This window comes from Allobosea sp. Root670, from assembly GCF_001429415.1.
In the GTDB taxonomy this organism is placed as follows: domain Bacteria; phylum Pseudomonadota; class Alphaproteobacteria; order Rhizobiales; family Beijerinckiaceae; genus Allobosea; species Allobosea robiniae.
In genome coordinates, this window is record NZ_LMJU01000003.1 from 56078 (window position 1) to 74265 (window position 18188).

Sequence of the window (18188 nt, forward strand, 5' to 3'; positions counted from 1 at the left end):
TGACGGCGCACCGCGCGCCGAAGGGAGGATAACAACGTCATGCAGGGTCGTCATTTCCTACATATTCCCGGCCCGAGCCCGATCCCTGACCGCATCCTGCGTGCGATCGCGATGCCGATCATCGACCATCGCAGTGCCGAGTTCGGCGCGCTCGGCAAGGAGGTCCTCGAAGGCTCCAAGGCCGTCTTCAAGACCAGCCAACCGGTCGTGATCTACCCCTCCTCCGGCACAGGTGCCTGGGAGGCGGCGATCACCAACACCCTCTCCCCCGGCGATACCGTGCTGATGGCCGAGACCGGGCATTTCGCGACACTCTGGAAGCAGATCGCCACGCGCTTCGGCATCAACGTCGAGTTCATCCCGGGCGACTGGCGTCATGGCGCCGATCCGGCCGCGATCGAGGCCAGGCTCGCCGAGGACAAGGCCCACGCGATCAAGGCGGTGATGGTCGTCCATAACGAGACCTCGACCGGCGCGACCAGTCGTGTCGCCGAGATCCGCAAGGCCATCGACGCCGCCGGCCACCCCGCCCTGTTCATGGTCGATACGATCTCGTCGCTTGCCTCGGTCGACTACCGCCACGACGAATGGCAGGTCGACGTCACCGTCTCCGGCTCGCAGAAGGGTTTGATGCTGCCGCCCGGGCTGAGCTTTAACGCGATCTCCGAAAAGGCCCTCGCGGCGTCGAAGACCAACAAGCTGCCGCGTTCCTACTGGGACTGGCAGGAGATGGTGAAGATCAACGCCAGCGGATTCTTCCCCTACACGCCCGCGACGAACCTGCTCTACGGCCTGAAGGAAGCGCTCGCGATGCTGCAGGAGGAAGGGCTCGACAACGTCTTCACCCGCCACCAGCGCCTGGCCGCGGCCTGCCGCGCCGCCGTCAAGGCGTGGGGGCTCGAAGTGCTCTGCCAGAACCCGGACGAATATTCGCCGGTCCTGACCGCCGTGCTGATGCCGCCGAGCCATGACGCCGACCGCTTCCGCAAGATCGCGCTGGAGAAATACAACATCTCGCTCGGCTCCGGTCTCGGCAAGGTCGCCGGCAAGGTCTTCCGCATCGGCCATCTCGGCGAATGCAACGAACTCAGCCTGCTCGGCGCGCTGTCGGGCGTCGAGCTCGGCCTGTCGGCGGCCGGCGTGCCGCATCGCAGCGGCGGCGTCGCCGCGGCGATGGCGAGCTTCGAAGGGCAGGACAAGGCCAACGAAACAGCGGTCGCGGCCGTCGCCTAGAGGCTGCTGATTTTATACGGAACCACGCCGTCATCCCGGGCTTGTCCGGGATGACGACCCGCTTCCGTGAAAATCAAGCAAGCCTGGGGCATCGCGCGTCCTGTCGGACGGCCCGGCCCTACGGCGCTTTCAGGCCGAAGACGGCCTCCGCCGTCTCTCCGGCCGTCAGGGCCGCCTCCCATTTCGCCTCCAGCACCAGCCGGGCTTCGGCATCGGCGATGCGGGCGCGGATCGTTGCCGGCGTCAGCGCAACCAGCCCGTCATCGTCGCCGATCAGGAGATCGTCGGGCGAGACGATCGCACCCCGATCGTCACCGGCCGGTTGATCTCGCCGCGCTCGGCCGAAGACGGGCCGCGCAGCCGCTTGCGCCGCGCCAGGCTCATCGTGACGCCGGTCGGATTGTGCCCATGGCCCTATCGGCGGATCACGCCTTCAGGTGAAGCGTCACCAGCACGGTGATCTCGGCGCCATCGGGCAGCGACGCGGCGACGCGCAGGAAATTGCCGAAATGGCTCACCCGCTGGAAGGTGACGGCGTCCCTCGCGGCCGGCAGGTCGAATTCCGAGCCCTCGGCGCACCAGTGCAGGCCATCGGCCGAGATCTCGATCCGCGCTTTCGGCAACGGGCCTGTCGGTGGCTTCAGCGCACGCACGAAGACGATCGCCTCCTTCGCCCAGCCGGCCTCGTAGGGCTCGGTCGCGCTTTCAGCCGTCCAGCTTTCATTGCGGGCAACGACGGCGGTGAGGTTCTCGGGCAGCATCAGAAATCCCCCGACAGGCAGACGGAGTCGAGATAGGCGAAGGCGCGCTTGTCGGTATCCGTCTCCGCGAAGAAGGCGAGGTTCAGCATGCACCACAGGTTCTTCATCGCGGGGATGCGGATGCAGTCGTAGCCATCCATGGCGAAGACCCGGTCATTGACCTGAAACCGTGTCGCCTGCATCGCGGCGAGGTCGAAATCGAAGCGCAGATAATGCCAGTTCACCTTGGTCGGGATCTCGTTGTAGCAAAGCCGCTGCTCGCCACCCGGCAGATCCTCCCAGTCATCGGGAGCGAGGTGGTAGTGCGTGATCGTCTTGCCGGCGGTGCCGATCGGCTTGATCGGCGTCGTCTTGCGCTTAAACTGCCATTTCTGGATGTGCTGGCCGTCCTGCGCATTCAGGAAGCGCAGATGCGGCATCACCCGGTCGCCCGGCCCCGAGGTGTCGCCGATCTGGAGATCGTAGAGGAAGCCGAAGGAGCGGATATCGGTCTCCGAGAGCGCGAGCTCCGTCGCCTCCGGCTTGAAGGTGAAATAGGCCTCCAGCCGGATCGGCCCGGCCTTGCGGAAGGTCAGGCGCTTGATCGCGACATTCTGCGCGCCTTTCTTCGGCCGGGTCGCGATCTTCAGCGCATAGGAGCCGTCGACGCCGCCATGCGAGCCGAAATCCCAGTTCGGCAGGGTCGAGAGCATGGCATGGCTGTGCTGGGCATAGCCCGGCAGCATCGCGTCCAGCGTATCCTCATAATTGCCGACGAGCTGGGTCCAGCCGCACATGCCGCGGTCGAAATCGTCGAGGCAGATGATGCGCGGCAGCGGGTCGAAGCGGCTTAAGGCAGGGTCGCTCTCGCGGATCGCGCGCCTGAGGTCGTCGAGCTGGGTCATGGCTTATCCCTTCACCGCGCCGGCGGTGAGGCCCGCCACGAGATGCTTCTGCATGAGGATGACGAAGGCGAGCACCGGCACGAGTTGCACGGTGGAGGCTGCAAAAAGCACGCCCCATTCGACGCCCTCGACGGCGCCGATCATCTCGGAGATCACCAGCGGCGCTGTCTTGGCCTTGGTCGTCGTGAAGATGAAGGCGAAGAGGAACTCGTTCCAGGCATAGACGATGACGAAGACCGAGACCGCGAGCATGCCCTGCGCCGCCATCGGCAGGATCACGCGCATGATGATCTGGAACTGCGAGGCGCCGTCCATCATCGCGGCCTCGTCGAGCTCGCGCGGGATCTGGTCGATGAAAGTGCGCATCACCACCGTGCCCAGCGAGACGAAGAAGGTGGCGTAGAGCACGATCAGCACGAAATGCGTGTCGTTCAAGCCCAGCCAGTTCACCACCGGGAAGAGCGGCAGCGTGATCACGATCGGCGGGATCAGGCGGATGAAGATCAGGAAGAACGCCGAGGCCTGCAGGCCCTTCGAGGCGAAGCGCGAATAGGCGAAGCCGGCGAGCAGGGAGACACCGACGGCCAGCACGGTCGCCCCGACCGTGACGAGGAAGCTGTTCCACAGGCCGAAGAAGAAATCGCCCCAGCGGCTCCACAGCGCCTGGTAGTTCGCCAGTGTCGGCGCGAAGGAGAAGGTGCCGGTGGTCGAGAAGATGTCGCGGTCGGCCTTGAACGAGGACATCGCGATCAGCCCGATCGGCACCAGCGACCAGGCGACGACCGCGAGAACGCCAACGAGCTTCAGAAGATGGCGGAGCAGCTTAGGCACGCGCGAACATCTCCTTGTAGAGCCGGCGCAGGTAGAACAGCGCGAGCAGGAGCGAGGCGAGCACCAGCAGCCAGCCGGTAGCGGCGGCAGAGCCGAAGGCGTTGTAGCGGAAAGCCTCGAGATAGAGATAGACCGCCATCACCTCGGTCGAGCGCGCCGGCCCGCCGCCGGTCATCAGCCAGACCTCCGAGAACAGCCGGAAGGCGAAGATGTAGCGGAACAGGGCGGCGATCAGCAGCGCCGGCATCAGCAGCGGCAGCGTGATCCGGCGGAACGAAGTCCAGGCCGAGGCACCGTCGATCGAGGCGGCCTCATAGAGATCGCTGGGGATCGAAAGCCGCGCCGCGTAGAGGATGATGAACGAGAACGGCAGGTGCAGCCAGATCGAGAGCAGGCTGACCATGGCGAGGCCATGGCTGGGGTTCACCGCCCATTCGATCGGCGGCAGGCCCAGCGTCATCAGCAGCCGGCTCATCATCCCGACATCGGGCTCGAACAGGTAGCGCCACATAACCACCGCCGAGACTTCGCTGACGGCATAGGGCGCGAGCACGATCGCGAGCAGCAGCGCGCGCAACGGCACGCCGGAGGCGAAGAACAGGGCCATGCCGAGCCCGATCAGCAGTTCGACATGCACCACGACGGCGACGACGATGACGGTGTTGAGCAGCGCCTTCCAGAAATACGGATCGCTCAGCACCTTCGCGTAATTGGCGAGGCCGACGAACGTCGCCGCCTGTCCGAAGGAGGACTGGTTGAGGCTCAGCCAGAAGACATAGAGCGCCGGCACGAAGATGATGCCGCCGATCATGAGCTGAACCGGGGTGACGAGCGCGATCGCCGAGAAAGGCGTACGGGCGCTCATCAGGCGATCCTGAAGCGCTTCAGAGCCTCACGGTCGATCTCGATGCCAAGACCCGGCCCCTGTGGGATCGCGAGCTTGCCGTCGACGAGCTGCGAGCCCTCGCCGACGAGCGGCTGCGTGAAGGCGTCGCGCAGCGGGTTCTCGTAGACCATGCATTCGAAGGTACGGAAGCTCTCCGCCGCCGCGGCGAGCTGCAGGCTCGCGGCAACGCAGATCGCGCCCGACCAGCCGACATGCGGCGCATAGGCCGTGTTGAAGGTCGCAGCGAGCTCGGCGATGCGCCAGGTCTCGGTGATGCCGCCGGAGCGTGTCACGTCCGGCTGAATCAGCCCGAGCGAGCGGTCCTGCAGCATGGTCAGCGCCTCGCCCGCGACGAAATCGCTCTCGCCGGCCGCAAGCCGTATCGGCAGATGCTGCGCAAGGCGGCGATAGCCTTCACGGTCATGCGGCGCGATCGGCTCCTCGAAGAAGCCGTAGCCGAGATCAGCCAGCGCGCGGCCGACGATCATCGCGTCGTCGACGTCATAGGCCCAGTTCGCATCGACATAAAGCGCGATCTCGTCACCGGCGAGCCGGCGGATCAGCTTCGCGCGGGCGATGGCATCACGCAGCGGGTGGCCGAGCTTGACCTTGATCTCCCTGAAGCCGGCCTTCAGCGCCGCCGCCACCTCGGCCTCGACCGTCGCGTCGTCGAGCCAGTTGATCGAGGAGGCATAAGCCGCGACCTCCGTGCGCCCCATGCCGCCGAGCAGCTTGTGGATCGGCTGCCCCGCCTGTTTCCCCGCGATGTCCCAGAGCGCGATGTCGACGGCCGCGATGGCTTCGACGACCTGCCCGCCGGGCCGCCCCGAAAGCGCCGCCCGCATCGCCTTCCAGAGCGCGCGCCGGTCGGCGGCATCGCGGCCGATCAGCCGGGGCACCAGCGCCTCCTCAATGAAGCGCGCATAGCCGGCCGCGCCGCGCCGACACAGGCCCTCGCCGAAGCCGATCGTGCCGTCCTCGGTCTCGACCTCCACGACGACGATCTCGATCGCCGGGTAGTCGCCCTGCGAGGTCCGCTGGACCTTGGGCAGCGTCGCCCGCAGCGGATGGACGTCGATTTTGACGATGCGGCTGGCCGACATGCGGCGTTGCCCTCCCGAGGCGCGTGGCTGAACGGCACTTGCTTATCTGATAGGTTGAACAGTTGCCAAGGAACGCGGCATCTGTCAATGATCCCCGCCGGAGGAAATTGATGAGCGATATCGCCCGTTCCGTGCTGGATGCCGACGACCCGTTCGCGGGCGGCGATGTCGTGCCGATGCGCCTCGGCGATGCCGTGATCCAGCGCATCACGCAGGCGATCCATGAGGGCCGTTTGAAGCCGGGCGATTTCCTGCCGTCGGAAGCGCGCATCGCAGCCTCCTTCGGCGTCAGCAAGCCGATCGCGCGCGAGGCCATCCGCCAGCTTGCGGCCATGGGCGTCGTCCATATCCAGCAGGGCAAGCCGACGCGGGTACAGGCGCTCGATGCCGCGCCGCTCGACCGGTTCTATCGTTTCGCCGTGCGCGGCCGTCCCAACGGCCTGACCGAAGCCGTCGAACTGCGCCGCATCCTGGAGCCGCCGATCGCGGCGCATAGCGCCGAACGGCGTACGGACGAGGATATCGAGAAGCTCGATCTCATCCTCGCCCGGATGGAGGATGCGCTGGGTCATGTGCCGCTCTGGATCGAGGCCGATCTCGATTTCCACGAAGCGGTCGCAGCCTCCTCTGGCAACCGCCTGCTCGATTTCCAGCTCCGCGGCCTGCGCCCCGTCATCCGCGAGGTGATGGAGATTTTCAACTCGCGCGAGGCGCGCGGTCCCGAGGACTGGCAGCGCACGTTCAAGCGCCATGTCCTTGTCGTGGACGCCATCCGCGCGGGCGATGCCGCCGCGGCTTCCGCCGCCATGAACAAGCATTTCGAAGCGGCAGAAGCCGCCATCGCGGAACTCGCGAGCCATAGGGAGGATCATCATGAGTCAAGGGGCGACACTCGACCGTAGGCAGTTCGGCGCCGGTATCCTCGGACTGAGCTTCGCCGGGCTGGGCCACACGGCGCAGGCGCAGAGCGGGCCTTTCAACGTCTTCACCCATCGCGTCATGCAGACGGTCGCGACCGGCGCGCAGGGCGGCGACATCACCAAGGACTGGGCGCAGAAGAACGGCGTCACCGTCCAGTGGACGACCTTCGACACCGGGCCGCTGCAGGAGCGCCTGTTCCGCGAGGCGAGCCTCGGCGAGACCTCCGTCGATGTCGGTTTCGTCGTCAACACGCAGGTCGTGCCCCGCGCCGCGACACTGTTCGAGCCGCTCGACGACTACCTGAAGAAGGACCCGGTCGAGGACATCGCCGATATCTTCCCCGGCCTGATCGAGGGCATGAAGGTCGGTGGCAAGCAGCTCGCGATCCCGTTCCGCCACGCCTCCTCCGGCCTGCACTACAACGAGGAGATTCTGGCCGAGAAGGGCTTCTCCAAGCCGCCCGCGACGATCGAGGAGATGATCGAGATCGCCAAGGCCTGCAGCTATCGCCGCGCCGATGGCACGCAGGTCGTCGGGTTGTGCACGCCGGGCGCGACCTATCCCAACGTGATCGATCTCGCCCGCGCCTGGGACGGCGATTTCATCACGCCGGACTTCAAATGCGTCGCCGACCAGCCGCCGATGCTGAACGCGATCCGCACCTTGCGCGAGCTTTTCCAGGCCAACGCCTTCCCGCGCAATTTCGCGACGCTCTCGCCCGAAGACGTCAATGTCTGGATGCAGCAGGGCCGCGCCGCGATGAGCCTGCAGAGCATGGGCCGCAACCGCATCTACAACGACCCGCAGAAGTCGAAATTCCCCGGCAAGATCAAGACGATCGCGGTGCCCGCCTCGAAGACGCTCGCCGGCAAATACGCTGCAGCCCCGGCCAAGGTCGAGTTCTGGGGCATGGTCATCCCGAAGAACGCCAAGCGCAAGGACCTCGCCTGGAGCTTCATCAAGGCAATGATCTCCAAGGAGGCGACGCTGAAGGCCGCCCTCAACGGCAACGGCCCGGTCCGCGCCTCGACCTATGCCGATCAGGGCTTCGCCGGGTCCGTGCCTTACGCCGCCGAGGAATTGAAGGTGCTCAAGGTCGCGCGCGTCCCGATGCCGGCCTTCGACGAGGCCGCCCGTGCCGGCGATCTGTTCAAGGAAGAAGCCGAAGCCGCCGTGCTCGGCATGAAGACGCCGGAAGAGGCGATGGCCTCGCTGGTCAAGCGCGTACAGCCGCTGCTGCCGGCCTGACGATCGAGAAAGCGGCGCACCACGCCCGAAAACGAGCACCGGAGGACAATCGATGACATCCCGCATCTCGCGCCGCCGGTTCGGTGCACTCGCCGGCGCCGCAGCCGCCGCGGCGCTTCTCCCGCGCGCCGCCTTCGCCCAGGCGAAGACGCTGACCGCGCTCGGTCACCGCGTCCACCAGAATGCCGCGACGACCGGTCCCGGCGGCGACGCCACCGAAGCCTTCCGCAAGGCGAACGACGCCAATGTGAACTGGGTCACGTTCGGCGATGTCAACGCGGTTCATGAGCGGCTGCTGCGCGAGGCCTCACTCTCGGAGACCTCGATCGATGTCGCCTATCTCGTCAATGGCCGCGCGGTGCCGCGCAATCTCCAGCTCTTCGAGCCGCTCGACGCGCTGATGAAGCAGGCGCCGATCGAGGCCTTCGACGATTTCGCGCCGGGCCTGCTCGCCCCGCTCAAGGTCGGCGATGCGCTGCACGGCATCCCGGTGCGCCACGCGACCAACGCGCTGATCTACAACGAAGCCCTGCTGGAAGAGCGCGGCGTCACCAAATTGCCGACGACATTCGAGGAGCTGGCGGAGCTGGCCCGCAAGCTCACCTTCAAGCGCGAGGACGGCACACAGATCTATGGCCTCGCCTTCACCGCCGTCTTCGCCTCGAACTTCCTGACGCTCGCCCGCTGCCTCGGCGGCGACTACATGACGACCGACGGCAAGATCGTCGCGGCCGAGCCGCCGATGGTGAAGACGCTCGCCCTGCTCGCCGATTTCTACAAGGCTGGCGTGCTGCCGCGGAATTTCGCGACGGTGAACAACGAGGAGATCACCACCTGGATGCAGCAGGGCCGGGCGGCGATGACGATCAACCCCTTCGCCAGGCTGGTGACCTATAATGACCCGTCCAAGGGCAAGTATGGCGGGCGGTTCAAATCGCTGCTGCCGCCGATGGCCGCCGATCTCGTCGGCAAGGTCGCCTTCGCCCCGACGACCGAGTTCTGGGCGCTGATGATCCCGAAGAACGCCAGGCAGAAGCCGCTGAGCTGGGAGTTCATTCGCTCCCTGTCCTCGAAGGTCGGCACGACCGCCATGGCGTTGAACGGCAACGGTCCGGTCCGAATCTCGACCTATGCCGACGAGAAGCTGAAAGCCGCGATGCCCTATGCCGCCGACGAGGCCGCCGCGCTCAAGGCTTCGCGCATCCACCTGCCAGCCTTCGACGAGCAGGCCCGCGCCCACGACATCTTCATCGAGGAAACACAGGCCGCCGTGCTCGGCCGCAAGCCGGCGCAGCAGGCGATGGACGACGCAACCGCGCGCGTGAAACCATTGCTCGGCTGATGACAGGCCCGCTTTCGGGGCGTGTCGCGCTCGTCACCGGCGCGGCGCGCGGCATTGGGCTGGCGATCGCGACACGCCTCGCGGATGCCGGCGCGCATGCCATCATCCATGACCGGGACGCCGCCGCCGCCGACGCGGCGGTCGCCGACCTGCGAGCGCAAAACCACGCGGCCACGGCCCTGATCGCCGACCTCGCCGAGCCGGCCGCCCCCGCGACGATGGCAGGGCAGCTCATGGCAAAGGGGAGCGAGCCCGATATCCTCGTGCTCTGCGCCTCAGTCGAGATGCTGGAGACCTGGGACGCGGTCTCGGAAACCGCAATGGCCGCCCAGACGCAGATCAATCTCCACGCTACGGTCAGGCTGTTGCAGGCTTTCCTGCCGGGGATGCTGACGCGCGGCTTCGGCCGGGTGATCGCGATCGGCAGCGTGCAGGAAGCGCGCCCCAATCCGACCCATCTCTACTACGCCGCCACCAAGGCCGCGCAGACCAACATGATCCTGAACCTCGCCCGCACCACGCAGGCGCCGGACGTCACCTTCAACATCGTCAAGCCCGGCGCCATCCTGACGGACCGCAACCGCGCCGTGCTGGCCCAGCCCGGACGGGAGCAGCAGGTCCTCGCCCGCATCCCCTTGGGCCGGATCGGCAGCCCCGAGGATTGTGCGGGCATCGCGCTGCTGCTCTGCTCACCCGAGGGCAGCTATATCAACGGCGCCGAAATCGCCGTGGATGGCGGCTTGCGGCTCTGACCGGGCTCAGGGCCCGACGAGCTGCCCGCCATCGACGACGATGCTCTGGCCGGTGACCCAGCTCGCCTTGGCCGAGGCGAGGAACAGCACGACCTCGGCGATCTCCTCAGGCCTGCCCATCCGCCCGAAGGGAATGTTCGCCAGAGTCGCATTGTAGAGCTCGGGATTGGAGGTCTTGCGGTTTTCCCATGAGCCGCCGGGAAACTCGATCGAGCCCGGCGCGACGCAGTTCACCCGGATGCCCTTGCGCGCCAGCATCTTGGCCTGGCTGCCGGTGTAATGCATCACCGCAGCCTTGATCGCGCCATAGGGCGCCGAGCGCGCCGAGGCCCGCAGGGCCGAGATCGACGAGATGTTCACGATCGACGAGCCCGGCTGGAGATGCGGGATGGCTGCATGGCTGCCGCGCACCACGGCCATCATGTCGACGCTGAGCGAGGCCGCCCAGCCGTCCTCGTCATCGCTCTGGCCGAAGCCCGACGCATTGTTGACGAGGATGTCGAGCCCGCCCAGCGCCTTCACGGCCTCAGGCACATAGGCCTCGATCTGGCCGGCATCGGCAAGATCGACGGTCGCCGCATGGGCGGCGACGCCCAGCGCCGCGATCTCCTGGCGCGTCGCTTCGAGCGGCCCGGCACTGCGTGCGCAGATCGAGACCGCCGCCCCGCCCGCGGCGAAGCCGAGCGCGATCGAACGGCCGATGCCGCGGCTGCCGCCCATCACGATCACGCGCTTGCCGGTGAATTCCTTGGCCATGCGGGCCTCCCCTTCCTGATTGATTCCCGGTCTGTATTGCCGGCGGAAAGGCACGCGCTTCAAGGCAGGCGGCACGCATGCCGCCCCTGCGATTCAGGGAGGAGCACCGGGTCTATCGGTCCCGCGCGACGCGAAAACCATTGGTGTAGAAGCGCACGTCGGCTTCGTATTTGAAGCGCGCAGCGGACCGCAGATAGCGCGGATCGTTGTTGAACGAGCCGCCGCGCAACACCCGCTCGCGGCAACCCCCGACCGTATAGGCGCTGCCGTCGCGGGGCGCGCTGCGATAATTCTCGCTCCAGCAATCGGCGACCCATTCGGCGGCATTGCCGGCCATGTCGTAGAGACCGAAGGCATTGGCGGGGAACTGGCCGGCCGCAACGGCGCTGCCGCGCTTCTGGTCGTTGCAGCCGAGGCAGTTCGCGCGGTTCTTCACCAGGGCCTGGCCCCAGGGATAGGTCGTCGTGGTACCGGCGCGCGCGGCGTATTCCCATTCGCTCTCGGTCGGCAGGCGATAGGGTTTTCCGCTCCGGGCCGAGAGCCAGGCGAGATAGGCATTGGCATCGTTCCAGTGGATGTCGGTGACCGGTCGCTTGCCGCGGCCGAGCCCGCGATCGTCAGGCCGGTAGTTGCAGCCACCCTGGTCGATGCAGAGATCCCATTCCTCGAACGTCACCTCCCGCACCCCGAGCAGGAAGCCGCGGATAGTCACCGGATGCACCGGCTTCTCGAATTCGTAGAGATCGTTCGAGCCCATCTGGAAGCTGCCTGCGGGGATCGCGACCAGTTCGGGACAGCCCGCGCAATCGCGCTGCGGTGCGCCGGCGACCGGCTGGGAAGCGGCTGGCGGCGTCGCCACTGCAGCAACGGCGGCAGGGGCAGCAGGCGCAGTCGGGCCGGCCCGATATTCCTGCTCGCGCGTGCGGGCGAGCGAGGCGAACCGCCCGTTCGGATAGGCATCGAGATAGGCACGGTACTCGGCGGCGCTGCGGCTGTTGCGGATCGATTCCCAGAAGGCGAGATCATAGGCCGAGTCCTGGGTCGCGCCCGGTGTCTGGGGCGGCGGAATGACGGCGCGGCTGCCCTGCGCGACGGCGACCGGCCGGGTGACCGGCGTGACCACGAGCCCTTTGGATGGCTCCGCCGAGAGCCAGATCTGCTGGCTTCGCCGGGTTTCGCGCGAAACCGTGTCCCGCACCTGCTTCAGCGCCTGCGTCATGTCCAGCCCCGGCGTCCGGATCGCCTTCAGCCAGGCGGCGACCGCGCGGTCGGGGCCGCCCGGCAGAGTCTTGCTGGGCGCCGTCGGGAACAGCACGGCGATGCCTTCCATCGGCTCGAGCGGGAGCAGCCCCTTCGCCTTGCCCTGCCAGGGATTGTCGCGGCCGGCATTCAGAAACACCAGGGCGCTCGCCGGCCGGGCGACGATCAGCGGATCGATGATCTCGTCGAGATCGACCGCCCCTTCAGCGCCGTTCTGCGTCGAGACCAGGAAATTGCGGTTCCGCTGCTGGATCGCGTGGCCGCTGTAGAAGACGACGACCTGCGCGCCGCGCCGGAGCTTGCTGGCAAAGCCGGCGATCGCCTGCCGCAAGGCATTGCGGTCGGCATTCTCGACGGCGACGACATCGAAGCCGCCGGCGCTCAAGGTCTCGGCGACGGCGCGGCCCAGTTGGGCGGTGCCGGCGATCGGCGCCTCCGGATAGGCCTCGTTAGCAATGACGAGGGCGACGCGCGCAGGCTCGCCCGGCTGCTGGGCAAAGCCGGGCAGACCCGACAATCCCTGCAGCACGATCGCAGTGGCCAGAACGCGCAACCAAGCCATCGGCAGACGATATCCCTTAGCTAGCGGACATTGACCGTGATCTTCGGCGACATCACGGGCGGATTATGCGGCGTATGATTGTAGTCGCCGAGCAGCAATTGTAGCGTGTGCCGGCCCTTGGGCAGCGTCACCACCACTTCCGTCTGCCCGTTGCCGAGATGGATGTTGTTGTAGTCGGACGGGATCGGCTGGTCCGGCGGGCCGGGATCGGTGTCGATCAGCAGATGATGATGCCCGGTTCGGGCGTGATTGACGCCTGCCGGCGCAACGCCCATGCCGCGCAGGCCGATCCGCACGGTGAAGCGCTCGGGAACGCTCAAGCCATCGATCGGATAGTGGAAATAGACTTGCGCGCCCGGCGGAGCCGGCTGGCGCGTGGCGGTCTGCGCCGCGACTTCTGAAACGAGCCCCTGCCAGGCCATCAGCGCGACAAGGCCGGCGGCTGCGATGCGGATTCCCGACATCACCTGCGCCTCCTCGCATGCGGACCACCCGGCGCCACGATCACCGTGATGCGCTCCGAGATCACCGGCGGGTCGTGCGGCAGATGGTTCTCGTCGGCGAGCAGGAGCTGCAGCGTGTGCCGCCCGTTCGGCAGCGTCAGCTTGTATTCGGTCTGGCCGCCGCCGAGATGGATATGGTTGAGATCGGCCGGGATCGGCTCGTCGAACGAGGGCGGCCCGGCGTCGACCAGCAGATGGTGATGGCCGGTATTCGGCTTGGCGACGCCGGCCGGCGCCACGCCCATGTTGCGCAGGCCGAAGCGGATCGTCGAGGTCGGATAGATCCGGTCGCCATCCCTGGGATAGACGAAATAGACCGCGGCATCGTTGGGCGACGCCGTGCGGGCGCGGCCGGGGCCATGGGCATGCGGCGGTGGAGGCGCAGCGACCGAAGCCTGCGCGTCGCCGACGACGCGGACCCGGATGCGCGGGGACACCACCGGCGGATCATGTGGCACATGCTCGTGATCGCCCATCAGCAATTGCAGCGTGTGTTCGCCGGGCGGCAGCGAGAGTTCGACCTCGGTTTGCCCGCGCCCGAAATGCAGATGGTTGAAGTCGCTGGGAATCTCGCGGTCCAGCGCCGGCAGTTCGGTATCGACGAGGAGATGATGGTGCCCGCCATTCTGGCTGGTGGTTCCGGCCGGCGTCACCGATATGCCTTCCGCCCCGAAACGGATCTTGGCGCGGCTGGGGATCGTCGCGCCGTCCTGCAGATCGATGAAGAAGACACGGGCGCCGGGCGCCGCGACTGAGCGTGGTTTCTCAGGCGCCGCCGAGACCTCGACCGTGATGCGCTCCGACACCACCGGCGGATCATGCGGCACATGATTGTGGTCGGCGAAGAGCAGTTGCAGCGTGTGCTTGCCAGGCGTGAGTGCAATCTCGGCCTCGGTCTGGCCGCCACCGAAATGGATATGATTGAAGTCGCTGGGGATCGGCTGGTCGAGCGGCGGCAATTCGGTATCGATCAGCAGGTGGTGATGCCCGGCATTGCGCATCGCCTGCCCGGCCGGCACGACCTCCATGCCTGAGATCGCGAACCGCACCGTGAGCTTGGCGGGAACCTGCGCCTTGTCGGCGAGACCGACGAAGGAAAGACGGGCGGCTGCAGGGGCCGGGCTGCGCTGCCGGGCGCGATCCTGCGCCGATGCGCCCGCGAATGGGAGCGCCACGGCCAACCCCAACAGCAGAAGCGCCGGCGCGAGGCGTAGCATCAGCGTCTTCCTTTCGCGAGAAGATAGGCCGAAGGCTATCAGCGACGATTGCAGCCTTCAAGCAAAACGCCGTCCGGTTTCGATGAGAACTATGCTTTGTTCTGGAGATGGCCGGGATCATGCATTAGCATGACGTAGAGGCTGCGAGCAGCCTCCAGGATGCACCCATGACCCTCGTCGCCAGACTCTGCGGCCTGCTCCTCATGCTCTGGTCCGGCCTTGCCCTGGCCGAGACGCCGCCCGAACGCCGCGTGGCGCTCGTCATCGGCAATTCCAGCTATCGCAATGCGCCGGCGCTGCCGAATACCGTGAACGACGCGCGCGACATGGTCACCGCCCTGCGCAAGGTCGGCTTCGAGGTGGTCGACGGCATCGATCTCGACAAGCGCGGCATGGATGCGGTGCTGACGCGCTTCGCCCGGCTGGCGCAGGATGCCGACGCCGCGATGTTCTATTTCGCCGGGCACGGCTTCCAGTTCAACGGCGAGAACTATCTCGTGCCCGTAGAGGCCAAGATCGAGGACGAGGTCGGCGTCCAGTACGAGACGACCCGGCTCAACGATGTCGTCACTGCGCTGAATTACGCAAAGGGCGTCAAGATCATGGTGCTCGACGCCTGTCGCAACAACCCGTTCGTCGGCTTGCTCGCCAAGCGGCAGGCGACCCGCGGCTTCTCCGTCGGCTCAGGCCTCGCCCCGGTCCAGCGCGCACAGGGCATGGTCATCGCCTATGCCACGCAGGCCAACGATGTCGCCGCCGACGGGGCCGGCCGCAACAGCCCCTTCACCGCCGCTTTGGTGCGCGAGATCGACCAGCCCGGCCTGGAAGTCGCCGCGCTGTTCCGCCGCGTCCAGAAGAGCGTCTACGACACGACCGCCGGCAAGCAGACGCCGGAACTCTCGCTCTCCCTGCTCGGCGATTTCTATCTCAACCGAGAAGAGACCGATGCCGATGTCTGGCGCCGGATCCGCGCCAGCGACGACACCACCGCCTTGCAGGCCTTCATCCAGCGCTATCCGCAGAGTTTCTTCGTCATCGACGCGCGTACGCGGCTCGACCTGCTCGAACGCCGCTCCTTGGTCTCGAGCGATCGTGAGAAACTCATACGCGAATTCGCCGAGCGCGAGCGCGCCCTGCTCCAGCGCCTCGAACGGGCGGAACAGGGGCGGCGGCAGGCCGCCGACGATCTCGCCCGCAAGGATATCGGCGACGCGGTCGACGTCCCGCCGCCCGTGCCGGCTCCGGGCTCCGCGCCTGTCGCCATCGCCCCTGCCCCACCCGCGTCGCGCACGCAGGACAAGGCGGAGCGCGCGCGCCTCGCCGACGAACTCGCCCGCCGGGAATCGGAGCTCGCTGCGATCGAGACGGAAAAGCAGCGCCTCGCCGAGGAACGCAGGAATGTCGAGCAGGCCATGGCGGCCCGGCTCGGTGTATCCGGCTCGCTGTCGCCGAACCGATCGACGCAGCCCATCGCCCTGCCGGGTGCCGCACTGCGCCCGTCGGACGCCGCACCGCGCGGGCGAGCCTCCGGCGAATGCGCCGAACTGTTGATGCGCGCGCAGCTTGGCGATCTCACGCCGGCGGGGCGCGAACAATTGCGGCAATGCCGCTGATGCAGGGTGGCCGCGGCGGGAAAGCCCGGCCAAAGCCGGAGAGGTGAGGCATGGCAGGCTTTGTCCGCTTCAAGACCGTCATGATCGCCCTGGCTTTACTGGGGGGCAACCTATCGGCCGGCGCCCAGACCGCGCCGCCACCGCCAACCCCTACGCCCTTCGCCGAGGCGCTGCGCAAGGCGGCCGACGATCTCTTCACGAAGGCGGCCGTCTCCGGCGACAGGATCGAGCTGGTGATCGACCCGCTGATCGACGCGGCCTCGGGCGCGCAATCGACCGCGACGCGCTCGATGCAGGCGACCCTGATGGAGCTCGTGCGGACGAACTACCCGCGTTTCACCGTCCTGCCCTTCGACAGCGAAGCCCTGGCAAGCAAGCCGGTGGTGCTGGTCGGCACCTTCACCGCCGTGAACAACCAGGGCGTGGCGGACGGCCCACGCGACGCCTACCGGATCTGCCTGACGCTGGCCGATCTCAAATCCAACAGCATCGTCTCCAAGGGCGTCACGCGCGCCCGCACCGAAGGCGTCGATACAACGCCGACGCCCTATTACCGGGACTCGCCGCTCTGGGCGAAGGATCAGGCGACGGACGCCTATATCAAGACCTGCCAGGGCACGAAGCTCGGGGACCCGATCGATCCCGGCTATGTCGAGAAACTCACCGCCAATGCGCTGATCAATGACGGCATCCTCGCCTATGAGACCCAGCATTTCCGCGAGGCGCTCGCCTTCTACCGGACGGCGCGCAGGCTGCCGGGCGGCGAGCAGCACCGCGTCAGGATCGGGACCTATCTCGCCGCCAGCAAGCTCGCCCGGCGCGAGGACATGATCGATGCCTTCGGCGACCTGATCGATTATGGCCTCGGCACGGACCGATTGATGGTGAAGCTGCTGTTCAAGCCCGGAACGACGCAGTTCATCGATGATCGCCAGATCACCGAGCCCTATCCGATGTGGCTGAGCCAGATCGCGACGCGCTCGCGCCAGAAGGGCGCCTGCCTGGAGATCGTCGGCCATACCTCGCATACAGGCCTGCCGCAGGTGAACGACCGGCTCTCGGCGCTCAGGGCACAGTTCGTCATGGACCTGCTGCTGACCGGCGCGCCCGACAATCGCGGACGCATGATCGCGACCGGCCGCGGCTTCAAGGAAAACCTCGTCGGGACCGGCAAGGACGACGCCAGCGACGCGCTCGACCGCCGCGTCGAGTTCAAGGTGATCGGCTGCTGACGCGAAGCGATCGACGGCACTGCCCCCTTTCGATTCGGCGGGGGCGCTGTTGCGGCGGCGCGCGGAAAAGCGGAAGCTGCACGCCCTCGCGCAAGCTTTCCTGCGATCGACACCGTGCTGACCCGCCCCACATCGCGCCCCTCCGATTTCGGCCACAAGACCGGCACGACGCGCTTCAGCGCGCAGACTCTGCGGACGGCCTGACGATGACCGAGGAAGCCAAACGCATCGGCGCAGTCATCGGGGCGCCACCCGAAGCTGTTCGCCAGGCGCTCTCGCGCCATGGCGTGCTGCGGGCGGGCATCAACCTGTCGAACTTCCTGCTGGTTTCCAGCCGCACGGCCGATGGCGGCCCGGCCGGCGTTTCGCCGGACATGGCAGCGATCCTCGCCGAATGCCTCGGCCTGCCACTCCAATACGTCACCTATCCATCGCCGGGCCCGCTCGCGGATGCGGCCGAGCGCGACGAATGGGATGTCGCGCTGGTCGGGGCCGAGCCGCAGCGCGCCGCGGTCATCGACTTCACCCCTGCTTATACCGAGATCGAGGCGACCTATCTGGTACCCGCAGGCTCGCCCCTGCAATCCGTGGCGGAGGTCGACCGGAAGGGGCGGCGCATCGCAGTCGCCGCGCGCACGGCCTATGGCCTCTGGCTCGAACGGAACATCCGAGAGGCCGAGCTCATCACCGGAGAAGGTTTCGACGGCGCATACCAGCATTTTGTCGACCGGAAGCTCGATGCTCTCGCCGGTCTGAGGCCGAAGCTGATCGAGGACGAGAAGACGCTGCCGGGCTCGCGCATGCTCGCCGGCCGCTTCATGGCGGTCCAGCAGGCGCTGGGCACCCCCAAGGCCTCCGGCATCGCCCTCGACTATCTCAGGAGCTTCGTCATCGCCGCCATCGAGAGCGGGGTCGTCGGGCGGCTGATCGCGAAGCATGGCGTCACCGGCCTCTCTGTCGCGGAGCCGCCTCCCGGCAGCTAGACCGGCAGCTCACCGGCCTTGTCGAGGTGACGGAGGTTCACGACGCCACCCCGTTCAACCAGAATTGAGCGGAGGGCAGCCCCGGGAAAGTGCCGGGCTCC

Annotated in this window: 17 protein-coding genes; 8 read left to right on the top strand and 9 right to left on the bottom strand. The window is 67.1% G+C overall.

All coding sequences use genetic code 11. The annotated features are described in order from the left end of the window. Positions 1-39 precede the first annotated feature (39 nt). Positions 40-1233 (top strand): pyridoxal-phosphate-dependent aminotransferase family protein, encoded by a 1194-nt coding sequence (locus ASE61_RS07100; RefSeq protein ID WP_061966178.1) that lies wholly within the window; start codon positions 40-42, stop codon positions 1231-1233. A 425-nt stretch (positions 1234-1658) separates the two neighbouring features. Here the strand turns inward: ASE61_RS07100 and ASE61_RS07105 are convergent, their stop codons facing one another. From ASE61_RS07105 to ASE61_RS07125, 5 genes are read right to left on the bottom strand one after another with little or no spacing between them, the layout of a single operon-like run. After that, the gene (locus ASE61_RS07105; protein ID WP_061966181.1) at positions 1659-1994 is read right to left on the bottom strand and encodes a hypothetical protein; all 336 of its coding nucleotides are present in this window, start codon (positions 1992-1994) and stop codon (positions 1659-1661) included. Beyond that, complete coding sequence (locus ASE61_RS07110; protein WP_061966183.1) at positions 1994-2878, bottom strand: DUF6772 family protein; 885 nt, start codon at positions 2876-2878, stop codon at positions 1994-1996. Before ASE61_RS07110 ends, ASE61_RS07105 begins: the two co-directional genes overlap by 1 nt. 3 nt (positions 2879-2881) lie before the next feature. Then, positions 2882-3709, bottom strand: coding sequence for a carbohydrate ABC transporter permease (locus ASE61_RS07115; RefSeq protein ID WP_061966184.1), 828 nt, complete (start codon positions 3707-3709; stop codon positions 2882-2884). Further along, a complete protein-coding gene (locus ASE61_RS07120) occupies positions 3702-4574 on the bottom strand; it encodes a carbohydrate ABC transporter permease (RefSeq protein WP_061966186.1) in 873 nt (290 codons plus the stop codon). The genes ASE61_RS07115 and ASE61_RS07120 overlap by 8 nt, the downstream gene beginning before the upstream one ends. Next, complete coding sequence (locus tag ASE61_RS07125; protein WP_061966188.1) at positions 4574-5698, bottom strand: mandelate racemase/muconate lactonizing enzyme family protein; 1125 nt, start codon at positions 5696-5698, stop codon at positions 4574-4576. Before ASE61_RS07125 ends, ASE61_RS07120 begins: the two co-directional genes overlap by 1 nt. Before the next feature lie 110 nt (positions 5699-5808). On the opposite strand from ASE61_RS07125, the gene ASE61_RS07130 reads away from it, so the two are divergent. Genes ASE61_RS07130 through ASE61_RS07145 form a run of 4 tightly spaced genes read left to right on the top strand, consistent with a single transcriptional unit; the run spans position 5809 to position 9961 of the window. After that, a complete protein-coding gene (locus ASE61_RS07130) occupies positions 5809-6600 on the top strand; it encodes a FadR/GntR family transcriptional regulator (RefSeq protein ID WP_061966190.1) in 792 nt (263 codons plus the stop codon). Beyond that, positions 6572-7867 carry an ABC transporter substrate-binding protein gene (locus ASE61_RS07135; RefSeq protein ID WP_061966191.1) on the top strand — a complete coding sequence of 432 codons (1296 nt, stop codon included), beginning with the start codon at positions 6572-6574 and terminating at the stop codon, positions 7865-7867. Before ASE61_RS07130 ends, ASE61_RS07135 begins: the two co-directional genes overlap by 29 nt. Positions 7868-7919: 52 nt before the next feature. After that, positions 7920-9209 (top strand): ABC transporter substrate-binding protein, encoded by a 1290-nt coding sequence (locus ASE61_RS07140; protein ID WP_061966193.1) that lies wholly within the window; start codon positions 7920-7922, stop codon positions 9207-9209. Further along, entirely contained in the window at positions 9209-9961 is a 753-nt protein-coding gene (locus ASE61_RS07145) for an SDR family NAD(P)-dependent oxidoreductase (RefSeq protein ID WP_061966195.1), read from the top strand. Before ASE61_RS07140 ends, ASE61_RS07145 begins: the two co-directional genes overlap by 1 nt. Positions 9962-9967: 6 nt before the next feature. Here the strand turns inward: ASE61_RS07145 and ASE61_RS07150 are convergent, their stop codons facing one another. The 4 genes from ASE61_RS07150 to ASE61_RS27055 form a co-directional block, all read right to left on the bottom strand. Next, positions 9968-10717 (bottom strand): SDR family NAD(P)-dependent oxidoreductase, encoded by a 750-nt coding sequence (locus ASE61_RS07150; RefSeq protein WP_061966197.1) that lies wholly within the window; start codon positions 10715-10717, stop codon positions 9968-9970. Positions 10718-10829: 112 nt separating this feature from the next. Beyond that, positions 10830-12539 (bottom strand): SUMF1/EgtB/PvdO family nonheme iron enzyme, encoded by a 1710-nt coding sequence (locus tag ASE61_RS07155; RefSeq protein WP_061966198.1) that lies wholly within the window; start codon positions 12537-12539, stop codon positions 10830-10832. 20 nt (positions 12540-12559) lie between these two features. Continuing rightward, positions 12560-13003, bottom strand: a complete 444-nt coding sequence (locus ASE61_RS07160; RefSeq protein WP_061966199.1) for a DUF4399 domain-containing protein — start codon at positions 13001-13003, stop codon at positions 12560-12562. Continuing rightward, positions 13003-14259 (bottom strand): DUF4399 domain-containing protein, encoded by a 1257-nt coding sequence (locus ASE61_RS27055; protein WP_082617272.1) that lies wholly within the window; start codon positions 14257-14259, stop codon positions 13003-13005. The genes ASE61_RS07160 and ASE61_RS27055 overlap by 1 nt, the downstream gene beginning before the upstream one ends. A 167-nt stretch (positions 14260-14426) precedes the next feature. Here ASE61_RS27055 and ASE61_RS07175 point away from each other — a divergent pair, with 167 nt between their 5' ends. The 3 genes from ASE61_RS07175 (at position 14427) to ASE61_RS07185 (ending at position 18087) form a co-directional block, all read left to right on the top strand. Beyond that, on the top strand, positions 14427-15872 hold the full coding sequence (locus tag ASE61_RS07175) for a caspase family protein (protein ID WP_061966200.1): 1446 nt from the start codon (positions 14427-14429) through the stop codon (positions 15870-15872). Between the two features lie 50 nt (positions 15873-15922). Then, positions 15923-17104 (top strand): OmpA family protein, encoded by a 1182-nt coding sequence (locus tag ASE61_RS07180; RefSeq protein WP_244492750.1) that lies wholly within the window; start codon positions 15923-15925, stop codon positions 17102-17104. A 206-nt stretch (positions 17105-17310) separates the two neighbouring features. Further along, a complete protein-coding gene (locus tag ASE61_RS07185) occupies positions 17311-18087 on the top strand; it encodes a transporter substrate-binding domain-containing protein (RefSeq protein WP_082617273.1) in 777 nt (258 codons plus the stop codon). The last annotated feature ends 101 nt before the right edge of the window (positions 18088-18188 follow it).

What these genes read in the sequence shown, in the direction of transcription:
- ASE61_RS07125 (WP_061966188.1), bottom strand. Translation starts at nt 5,698, where the DNA reads ATGTCGGCCAGCCGCATCGTCAAAATCGACGTCCATCCGCTGCGGGCG.
- ASE61_RS07110 (WP_061966183.1), bottom strand. Translation starts at nt 2,878, where the DNA reads ATGACCCAGCTCGACGACCTCAGGCGCGCGATCCGCGAGAGCGACCCT.
- ASE61_RS27055 (WP_082617272.1), bottom strand. Translation starts at nt 14,259, where the DNA reads ATGCTACGCCTCGCGCCGGCGCTTCTGCTGTTGGGGTTGGCCGTGGCG.
- ASE61_RS07155 (WP_061966198.1), bottom strand. Translation starts at nt 12,539, where the DNA reads ATGGCTTGGTTGCGCGTTCTGGCCACTGCGATCGTGCTGCAGGGATTG.
- ASE61_RS07130 (WP_061966190.1), top strand. Translation starts at nt 5,809, where the DNA reads ATGAGCGATATCGCCCGTTCCGTGCTGGATGCCGACGACCCGTTCGCG.
- ASE61_RS07185 (WP_082617273.1), top strand. Translation starts at nt 17,311, where the DNA reads ATGACCGAGGAAGCCAAACGCATCGGCGCAGTCATCGGGGCGCCACCC.
- ASE61_RS07140 (WP_061966193.1), top strand. Translation starts at nt 7,920, where the DNA reads ATGACATCCCGCATCTCGCGCCGCCGGTTCGGTGCACTCGCCGGCGCC.
- ASE61_RS07150 (WP_061966197.1), bottom strand. Translation starts at nt 10,717, where the DNA reads ATGGCCAAGGAATTCACCGGCAAGCGCGTGATCGTGATGGGCGGCAGC.
- ASE61_RS07175 (WP_061966200.1), top strand. Translation starts at nt 14,427, where the DNA reads ATGACCCTCGTCGCCAGACTCTGCGGCCTGCTCCTCATGCTCTGGTCC.
- ASE61_RS07145 (WP_061966195.1), top strand. Translation starts at nt 9,209, where the DNA reads ATGACAGGCCCGCTTTCGGGGCGTGTCGCGCTCGTCACCGGCGCGGCG.
- ASE61_RS07105 (WP_061966181.1), bottom strand. Translation starts at nt 1,994, where the DNA reads ATGCTGCCCGAGAACCTCACCGCCGTCGTTGCCCGCAATGAAAGCTGG.
- ASE61_RS07100 (WP_061966178.1), top strand. Translation starts at nt 40, where the DNA reads ATGCAGGGTCGTCATTTCCTACATATTCCCGGCCCGAGCCCGATCCCT.
- ASE61_RS07120 (WP_061966186.1), bottom strand. Translation starts at nt 4,574, where the DNA reads ATGAGCGCCCGTACGCCTTTCTCGGCGATCGCGCTCGTCACCCCGGTT.
- ASE61_RS07180 (WP_244492750.1), top strand. Translation starts at nt 15,923, where the DNA reads ATGGCAGGCTTTGTCCGCTTCAAGACCGTCATGATCGCCCTGGCTTTA.
- ASE61_RS07135 (WP_061966191.1), top strand. Translation starts at nt 6,572, where the DNA reads ATGAGTCAAGGGGCGACACTCGACCGTAGGCAGTTCGGCGCCGGTATC.
- ASE61_RS07160 (WP_061966199.1), bottom strand. Translation starts at nt 13,003, where the DNA reads ATGTCGGGAATCCGCATCGCAGCCGCCGGCCTTGTCGCGCTGATGGCC.